The following is a 5868-nucleotide window of genomic DNA, read 5'->3' as shown; positions in this document are numbered from 1 at the left end:
CGCACACACCCACCACTGACCAGCGGCGTGTAGAGCGCCGTGACCGTCAGGTCGAACGCCAGCGGCGAATGCACCAACGACACCCCCGCCACCGCCTCCGCGTACGCCTCACGCGCCCGCAGCAGATACGCCCCCAGCGAACGGTGCTCCACCACCACACCCTTCGGCACACCCGTCGAACCGGACGTGTAAATCATGTACGCGGCATGGGACTGAGCAGGGGCACGCCCCAGATCGCCGTCCGACACGCCGTCGAACACGAGAGAGCCGATCTCCTCCTCGGTGAGCGTGAGCACCGGCCGGGAATCCGCCAGCATGTGGGCAATGCGCTCATCCGGATACTCCGGGTCCACCGGCACGTACGCGCCGCCCGCCTTGAGCACCGCCAACATCGCCACCACATTCTCCGCCGACCGCGGCAGCACAATCGCCACAAACCGCTCCGGACCCACGCCGCGCCCCACCAGCACCCGCGCCAGCCGGTTCGCGCGGGCATTCAGCTCCGCATAGGTGAGGGACGTATCACCGTCGACGAGCGCCGGGGCATCCGGAGAACGGGCCGCCTGCGCCTCGAAGAGTTCAGGAAGGGTCGCCTCTGGGATATCGCGGGCCGTGTCGTTCCAGTCCACCAGCTCCCGCCGGCGGTCGGTCTCGTCCAGCACGTCGATTCGGCCGACCGGGCGGTCGGGGGCGGCGGCCACCGCCTCCAGGACGCGGACGAACCGGTCGGCGAGGCTCTGGGCGGTCTCCTGGTCGAAGAGGTCGGCGCTGTACTCGACCTCGCCCCTGATCCCGGCCGCCGCGCCCTCGTCGCCGCGCAGGTCGGCGAGGGCGAACCGCAGGTCGAAGCGGACCACGCCGGTACGGACCGAGTGGCCGTCCACGGCCAGGTCGGGGAGCTGGGTGGTGGACCGTACGGCCTGGTGCCCGGCGTTGTGCCAGGTGATCAAGATCTGGAAGAGGGGGTGCCGGGTGATGGAGCGGGCCGGGTTCAGCACCTCGACCAGCCGCTCGAACGGCACGTCCTGATGCGCGTACGCCGCCAGGTCCGTCTCCCGTACGCGCCCGACCAGCTCGGCGAACGTCGGGTCGCCGGACACGTCGGTGCGCAGCACGAGCGTGTTGACGAAATTCCCGACCAGGTCTTCCAGCGCGTCGTCGGTGCGGCCCGCGATGGGGGTGCCCAGCGGGATGTCGTCCGATCCGCTGAGCTTCGCCAGCAGCGCGGCGAGGGCGGCCTGCACCACCATGAACAGGCTCGCGTGGTTCTCCTGGGCCAGGGTCTCCAGGCGCTGGTGCAGGGCGGCGGGCAGGTCGAAGCGGACCATGCCGCCCCGGTGCGAGCCCTCGACGGGCCGGGGCCGGTCGGTGGGGAGCCGCAGTTCCCGCGGGAGGTCGGCGAGGGTGTCCCGCCAGTAGGCGAGCTGCTGGGAGAGCACGCTGTCCGGGTCGTCCTCGGAGCCGAGCTCCTCGCGCTGCCAGAGCGTGTAGTCCGCGTACTGCACCGGCAGCGGCGCCCATTCCGGGGCCCGGTTCTGGGAGCGCGCGGCGTAGGCGACGGTGAGGTCGCGGACGAGGAGCGGCATCGACCAGCCGCCGTCGCCCGCGCTGTGGTGGATGAGGAGCAGCAGGACGTACTCGTCCGTCCCCGTGGCGAACAGCCAGGCGCGCAGCGGGATTTCGGCGGCGATGTCGAAGCTGTAGCGGCCGGCTTCGTCGATGCGCCGCTCCAGTTCCTCCTCGGTGGCGACCTCGGCGAACGTGATGCCGGGCCGCACGGCGGGGTCGTCGGCGGCCAGGATGACCTGGTGGCCGCCCTGGGCGTCCTCGGCGAAGACGGTGCGCAGGCTCTCGTGGCGCGCCACGACATCGGCGAGCGAGGAGCGCAGGGCGTCGCGGTCGAGGGAGCCGGTGAGGCGGAGTGCCGCGGGGACGTTGTACGTGGAGCTGGGGCCCTCGAACTGGTTGAGGAACCACAGGCGTTGCTGTGCGAAGGACAGCGGTATCCGCTCGGGGCGCGGTCGCGCGGCGAGGGCGGTACGGGCGCCGTCCGCGCCGCGCAGCACGTCGGCGAGGCCCGCGATGGTGGGGGTCTCGAAGAGCCGGCTGATGGCCAGTTCGACGCCGAAGGTGGAGCGGATGCGGCCGACGAGCCGCATGGCGGCGAGCGAGTGGCCGCCGCGTTTGAAGAAGTCCTCGTCGATGGAGGACGGCTGGACGCCGAGCACCTCGGCGAACAGGCCGGCGAGTATCTCTTCCTGCGGGGTGCGCGGGGCGCGCCCGGCGCTGTCGATGCCGTACTCGGGGGCGGGCAGCGCGTTTCGGTCCAGCTTGCCGTTGGGCGTCAGCGGCAGCGCGTCGAGGACGACGAACGCCGACGGCACCATGTAGTCGGGCAGCGCCGCGCCGATATGCCTGCGCAGCGCGCCCGCCTCGGGGGCCGCGCCCTCGGCCGCCGGTACGACGTAGGCGACGAGCCGCTTGTCGCCGGGCAGGTCCTCGCGGACCACCACCGCGGCGCGCGAGACCGCAGGGTGCGCGGTGAGCGCCGCTTCGATCTCGCCGAGCTCGATACGGAAGCCGCGGACCTTGACCTGGAAGTCCGTACGGCCGATGTACTCCAGCTCTCCATCCGCGCGCCACCGCACCAGGTCGCCGGTACGGTACATCCGCGCCCCCGCCGGCCCGTACGGATCGGCCACGAACCGCTCCGCCGACAGATCCGGGCGGCGGTGGTAACCGCGCGCCAGACCGTCACCAGCGATATACAGCTCACCCGCGACACCGAGCGCGACCGGCCGCAACGCCGCATCCAGCACGTACACCCGCGTGTTCGCGATCGGCCGACCGATCGACACTCCCGCACTGGCAGCCCCGACCTCCGAGGCCGTCGACCAGATCGTCGTCTCCGTCGGACCGTAGAGATTGGTCACCGACCGAGCGGCATTCACCAGACCACCCGCCAGATCGGTCGGCAGCGCCTCGCCGCCGACCAGCACCCGCACGCCCGACAGCTCGACGCCGGACTCGACCAGCGCGTGCCACAGGCTCGGGGTCGCCTGCATCGCCGTGGCCCCGGAGCTCCGTACGAGCGCGGCCAGGCCCGGCAGGTCCTTTACAGTCTCGCGGGCGGCGAGGACGAGCCCGGCACCGGCCAGCAGCGGCAGGTACAGCTCCAGACCGGCGATGTCGAAGCCGACGGTCGTCACCGCCAACAGCCTGTCGCTCTCCGTGAGTTGGAATCGCGACTGCATCGAGGAGAGGAAATTGACCAGTGCCGAGCCCGGCACCACCACGCCCTTCGGACGCCCCGTGGAACCCGAGGTGTAGATCGCGTACGCGGCCTGCGAGGGCAGTACGGGCACCTCGAGGTTCGCGGCGGAGTAGCCGTCGAGGAAGTACGAAACCTCCACACCCTCGAAAACCAACGCCACCGCATCCGGCGTACGCGCCGCCTGAGCCTCGAAGAGCGCGGACAGCGTCTCCCGTGGCGTGTCGCGAGCGGTGTCGTTCCACTCCACGAGCACCCGCCGCCGCTCCTCGTCGGCGAGGACGTCGAGCCGCCCGAGCGGGGCCTCGGGGGCGAAGGCGACCGCCTCCAGCACGCGGACGAACCGCTCGGCGATGCCCGCCGCCGTCGCTCGGTCGAAGAGGTCGGCGCTGTACTCGATGACGCCGTCGAGGCCGGCGGGCGCGCCGTCGGCGTCGAGCTGTTCGGCGAGGTTGAACGCGAGGTCGAACTTGGCGACCCCGGTGCTCACGCGGCGGCCCTCGACGGCCAGGCCCGGCAAGCCGTCCGCCGCGTCGGCCGAGGCTCGCTGGTCGTTGTTGTTGAAGGCCAGCAGGGTCTGGAAGAGGGGGTGCCGCGCGAGGGAGCGGGCCGGGTTCAGCACCTCGACCAGCCGCTCGAACGGCACGTCCTGGTGCGCGTACGCCGCCAGGTCCGCCTCCCGCACACGGCTCACCACATCACGGAAGGTGGGGTTCCCGGAGACGTCGGTACGCAGGACGAGCGTGTTGACGAAGAACCCGACCAGGTCCTCCAGCGCGTCGTCGGTGCGGCCCGCGACGGGCGTGCCGATGGGGATGTCGTCGCCCGCGCCGAGCTTCGACAGCAGGGTCGCGAGGGCGGCCTGGACGACCATGAAGACGCTCGCCTGGTTGGCGCGCGCGAGGGCGGCGAGCCGCGCGTGGAGTTCGGCGGGTATCTCCAGCGGTACTTCGTCGCCGCGGTAGGTGGCCTTCGCCGGACGCGGCCGGTCCGTCGGCAGCTCAAGCTCCTCCGGCAGCCCGGCGAGCGCGTCCCGCCAGTACGCGAGCTGCCGCGAGACCGCGCTGTCCGCGTCGTCCTCGCCGTCGAGCAGTTCCCGCTGCCACAGGGCGTAGTCGGCGTACTGCACCGGCAGCGGCGACCAGCGCGGGGAGCGACCGGTGCGGCGCGCGTTGTAGGCCCCCGCCAGGTCGCGTACGAGCAGCGGCATCGACCAGCCGTCGCCGGCGATGTGGTGGACGAGGAGGAGCAGGGCGTGTTCCCGCGGGTTCACCTCGAACAGCCATGCGCGGATGGGGATCTCGGCGGAGAGGTCGAAACCGTACCGGGCGGCGGCGTCCAGCCTCTCCTGCAGTCCGTCTTCGCCGACGGCCTCGATGGCGAACGCGGGCCGCGCGGCTTCCGCGCCGGGGGCCAGCACCAGTTGGTGCCCACCTTCGGCGTTCTCGAAGCCTTCGGCGTCCTCGGGGAAGAGGGTGCGCAGGCTCTCGTGCCGGGCGACCACGTCGCACAGCGCGGCCCGTAGCGCCTGCTGGTCCAGTTCGCCCGTGAGCCGCAGGGCGGCGGGGAGGTTGTAGGTCGCGCTGGGGCCTTCGAGCTTGCTGAGGAAGAGCAGCCGCTGCTGCGCGAAGGACAGGGGCAGCCGCTCCGGCCGCTCCATGGGCACGACGGCGGGGCGCGCCTCGCCGCCCGCCACCGCGTCGAGGGCTTCGGAGAGAGCGGCCACCGTCGGGGTCTCGAAGAGCTGACGGATCGCCATCTCCACACCCAGCGTCGAACGGGCCCTGCTCACCAGCCGGATGGCGAGCAGCGAATGCCCGCCCAGCTCGAAGAAGTCCTCATCGATACCGACCCGCGCCACTCCCAGGATCTCCGCGAACAGCCCGCACAAGATCTCCTCGCGCGGCGAGCGCGGCCCTCGGCCGGTCGTCGCGGCGTACGGCTGGTGGGTGCCGTAGTCGGGGGCCGGCAGGGCCTTGCGGTCCAGCTTGCCGTTGGGCGTCAGCGGCAGAGCGTCGAGGACCGTGAAAGCGGACGGCACCATGTACTCGGGGAGCGCCGCGGAAACGTAGGCGTGGAGTTCAGCGGCATCCGGAGCGGGCGACGCCTCGGGCACGACATAGGCGGCGAGCCGCTTGTCGCCCGGCTCGTCCTCCCGTACGAGCACCGCGGCCCGCGCCACTGACGCGTGTCCGACCAACACGGCTTCTATCTCGCCGAGTTCGATACGGAAGCCGCGCAGCTTGACCTGATCGTCCGCGCGCCCCACGTACTCGATGTCGCCACCCGCGCGACGCCGCACCACATCCCCCGTGCGATACATCCGCCCACCGGCCGGACCGTACGGATCGGCGACGAACCGCTCGGCCGTCAGCGCTGCCCGCCCGTGGTACCCACGGGCCAGGACCACCCCGGCTACGTACAGCTCACCGGGAACACCCACCGGCACGGGCTGGAGCGAGGAATCAAGCACGTACGCACGGGTGTTGGCGAACGGGCGACCAATCGGCACGGGGCCGGACGGCGTCGGCTCCCCCGGCGCCAGCCGGTACTCCAGGCAGTTCACCGTCGCCTCGGTCGGACCGTACGCATTGAAG

Annotated in this window: 1 protein-coding gene; it reads right to left on the bottom strand. The window is 71.8% G+C overall.

Annotation, left to right across the window (positions count from 1 at the left end; all coding sequences use genetic code 11):
• Positions 1–5868 (bottom strand): non-ribosomal peptide synthetase (locus tag IF55_RS35530; RefSeq protein WP_048833123.1); only part of this gene is annotated, 5868 nt, incomplete at both ends.

This window comes from Streptomyces varsoviensis (assembly GCF_000718635.1).
Taxonomy (GTDB): domain Bacteria; phylum Actinomycetota; class Actinomycetes; order Streptomycetales; family Streptomycetaceae; genus Streptomyces; species Streptomyces varsoviensis.
This window is presented reverse-complemented; position numbering and strand designations above follow the sequence as displayed.